Source organism: Paenibacillus sp. 01T422 (assembly GCF_056398785.1).
Genome location: NZ_JBFTQB010000691.1, coordinates 1 through 3,550, shown reverse-complemented (window position 1 = coordinate 3,550; position 3,550 = coordinate 1). Strand labels below are relative to the sequence as shown.

The window sequence follows — 3,550 nt, the reverse complement described above, 5'->3', positions numbered from 1 at the left end:
TAGTACAATAGCGCGTGCTAAGGCCACACGCTGCTGTTGCCCTCCGGACATTTGCGCTGGGAAGCGATCATGGAGATGCAGCAGATCCACTAAGTTCAAGACTTCCTTGACCTTCTCGTCAATCTCTTTTTTCTTAAATTTCTTCCCCTGCAAGCCATAGGCTACATTCTGATAAGCAGTGAGATTGGGAAAAAGCGCATAAGACTGAAACACCATGCCGAAATTTCTTTTCGCTGGCGGAAGTAGGGTAATATCTTTCCCGCCAACCGTGATCCGGCCTTGTGTCGGTTTTTCTAATCCCGCTATAATGCGAAGCAATGTCGTTTTACCGCAACCGCTTGGGCCTAATAAACAAATGAACTCATTTTTCTGAATATCAATATGAATATTATTCAAAGCGCTGAAAGATCCAAATGTTTTATTTACCCCTTGAATGGACAAGTAAGCTTGTGTCATGATCAAGCAGCCCCCTTAGTCTTATTAGCTCTAGTATAAGTGTGATATGTTATCGCTTTGTAAAAAGGTGATAGAAAAAAGACTGCTGCAAGCATGGTTCGCAGTCAGCCTTTTTCTGGATTGTTGTTTATTTTTTTGGTTCGCTTTTCGCGTTGAAACGCTTGTCCCACTCAGCAAGAACACTGTCACGTTTTTTCGCAGCATCGTTCAAATCATTTTTGATAAGTTGTTTAACTGGATCTACGCTGTAACCATCAGGGATTTTGGAAGAATCTGTTTTAATCGCTAGAATTGCGTAGTTTTTGTTGTATTCTTTCATAACATCATCCGTAATAGCCCAATCCAGGAAGTCTTTCGCCACTTGTTTCACGACTTTTTTCTTCATCAGAGCATTAGCTTCTACGTCCCAGCCGGAACCTTCTTTAGGGAATACAACTTCAACTGGAGAGCCAGCTTTTTTCTCTTGAATACCGCGGTAACCAAAGGAAATACCAATTGGGTATTCGCCAGTACCAGCTAATTTAGCAGGTTTGGAACCAGAGTGAACATACATCGCAATGTTGTCATGCAATTTGTTCATATAATCCCATGCAGCGTCATTGCCTTTCAATTGAACCAATCCGGAAACCGTCAGGAAACCTGTTCCTGAAGATGAAGGATTCGGCATCGTGATAAGCCCTTTGTATTCAGGCTTCACCAGATCCTCGTAAGACTGTGGAATTGCCAGTTTGCGCTTCTCCATCTCTACTTTGTTAACGATGAACGCTGTTTCCCAAGCATCGATACCTACCCAATGCGTTACAGCATTTTTATCTTTAAAATCAGGAAGAATACGTTCTACGCCTTTCGGTGCGTAAGGCTCTAACATGGTGTTCTGATCAAGAACAAGCAAGCTTGTTGCCGCTAAGCCCCATACAACGTCTGCTTGTGTATTGTCTTTCTCAGCAAGCAATTTAGCTGTAACAATTCCCGTGGAATCACGAACAATGTTTACTTTTACATCCGGATATTTCGCTTTGAAGGTCGTGAGGTAAGTTTTGATTTGATCATCTTCCAAGGCCGTGTAAACGGTTAGATCCTTGCTTTTGGTATCTACTGTAACCTCTGCGGCTGCTGATGGAGCTGCACTTGTCTTCGCACCATCTGTACCTACCGCTTTCCCGCCGCAAGCCCCTAACATAAAAGCAACTGTCAACAACGCTACTGCACTTCCTAATGATTTCTTCATCTTCTTACTCCCACCTTCATTCGAATTATCGGTTTGTATTTCTCTCACCTGATAAATATTAGTATAAATTAGAAATGTAAAACCAGTATTAAATGCACGTAAAATATTTGTATTTTATTTTTATTCGTTGTTTTTAAGTTGTTTTCCAAAATAACTGTCTTTCAATCCCTTGTAGTAGACGTTCAATGTCTGGTAAATGAATATCGCCTATGTTGCCGATTCGGAACGTAGCCGCGGCTGTTATTTTGCCCGGATAGATAACAAAACCCTCTTGTTTAATGCGTGCATAGAACTCATCAAAGGAAAACACAGACGAATCCGGGTACAAGAAGGAAGTAATGATCGGCGACTGCAGCTCAGTTGGAAGCAGAGGTTGTAGCCCCATCTGCTGCATGCCAGCAACCAACGTTTGTTGATTACGAGTGAACCTTTCAAATCTGCGGGCAACGCCGCCCTCTTCCTCTAACTCTTGGAGCGCTTGATCAAAGGCCCGAACTGTATGCGTTGGTGAAGTATAACGCCATTTGCCGTTTCCTTGCTCCATAGTCTCCCACTGATCGTAGAGATCTAACGATAAGGAACGCCCTATTCCTTTGCATTTGACCAAAGATTCTTTACGCGCAATGATAAATCCAAAACCTGGCACGCCTTGAATACATTTATTGGCGCTGCTAATTAAATAATCGATATCCAACTCCGCTATATCAATCGGAATACCGCCAAAAGAGCTCATCGCGTCAAGAATCAGTGTTTTACCATATTGCTTGGCAATGCGAGCAACATCAGCGATCGGATTCATCATTCCTGTCGTTGTTTCAACATGAACGACCGCCACATGCGTGATCGACGAGTCAACTTTCAGCACTTCCTCTAACTGCTTAACATTAACCGGCTTCGTTTCCCCCGCATCCAGGACGATCGAGTAAATACCAAGGACATCCGCTATTTGGGCAATTCTTTTGCCATAAGCTCCGTTGGCTAGAACAAGCAGCTTGCCATCTTTGGGAATAACAGATCCAATAACCGATTCAACACTGAAAGTTCCGCTTCCCTGCATGAGCACTGTTGTGTAGTCATCCGGCTTGCTGGAAGCCATCGTTACTAATCGGCTGCGAATGGATTGCACGAGTTGATTATAATCTTGGTCCCATGTGCACCAATCACGCAGCATAGCTGCCTTTACTTTTTTACTAGTCGATAATGGACCTGGAGTAAGTAATAAATAAGGATTATCCGGTAATTGATTCATTGTTGTAGTCATGGACGTTCACCTCTTTGAAGTTTTTGATTGATAACCGGAATAAGCTGATCTAGCTCACCAATTGTTTGGATGACATAATGAGCGCCTTCTTCATGAAACTTGGCTGTGACAGCTTCCATACGCGCCTGTAGAACTTCAGGATCACAAGCTTCCACTTCCGCTTCGCTCATACCTAGTTCACTGCTTCCTAGTACCACACCAATTGTCCAAGTGCCGGCGTTGACGCCTTCCCTTATATCACTTACCGTATCTCCCACCTTCATTACGTTGTACATGGGATAGACATTCAGAGCAGCCGCGTTCTCGTAGATCATCCAAGGATATGGACGTCCTGCGGGCACATCATTTGGCGTAACCAAGTGGTCCGGTGCATAACCGCGTTTCTTCGCTTGAGCGGTGACAATCGCCATCATCTCAGCGGTGTAGCCCGTTGTGGAACCGATCCGAATGCCTCTCTGACGCAAACGTTCTACGAGGGCGAGAGCTCCAGGGATCGGTTCGGCGTATTCATGCACGACAGCGAGCATCATCGGTTCAAAATCTGCATAAAGTGAGTCAACATCCGATTCCTGAGGTAATTGTCCATAGCGCTCACGCCATAAGCC

Annotated in this window: 4 protein-coding genes; all 4 read right to left on the bottom strand. The window is 44.2% G+C overall.

Going from position 1 to position 3,550, the window contains the following annotated elements:
• Positions 1-456, bottom strand: a 456-nt coding sequence (locus AC1DUA_RS29060; protein WP_477503066.1) for an ABC transporter ATP-binding protein, incomplete at its 3' end; no start/stop codon positions are given.
• Positions 457-583: 127 nt separating this feature from the next.
• Positions 584-1,684 carry a putative 2-aminoethylphosphonate ABC transporter substrate-binding protein gene (locus AC1DUA_RS29055; RefSeq protein ID WP_477503065.1) on the bottom strand — a complete coding sequence of 367 codons (1,101 nt, stop codon included), beginning with the start codon at positions 1,682-1,684 and terminating at the stop codon, positions 584-586.
• Between the two features lie 133 nt (positions 1,685-1,817).
• On the bottom strand, positions 1,818-2,933 hold the full coding sequence (phnW, locus tag AC1DUA_RS29050) for a 2-aminoethylphosphonate--pyruvate transaminase (RefSeq protein WP_477503067.1): 1,116 nt from the start codon (positions 2,931-2,933) through the stop codon (positions 1,818-1,820).
• 8 nt (positions 2,934-2,941) lie between these two features.
• Positions 2,942-3,550, bottom strand: a 609-nt coding sequence (gene phnX, locus AC1DUA_RS29045) for a phosphonoacetaldehyde hydrolase (RefSeq protein ID WP_477503064.1), incomplete at its 5' end; no start/stop codon positions are given.

What these genes read in the sequence shown, in the direction of transcription:
- AC1DUA_RS29055 (WP_477503065.1), bottom strand. Translation starts at nt 1,684, where the DNA reads ATGAAGAAATCATTAGGAAGTGCAGTAGCGTTGTTGACAGTTGCTTTT.
- phnW (WP_477503067.1), bottom strand. Translation starts at nt 2,933, where the DNA reads ATGAATCAATTACCGGATAATCCTTATTTATTACTTACTCCAGGTCCA.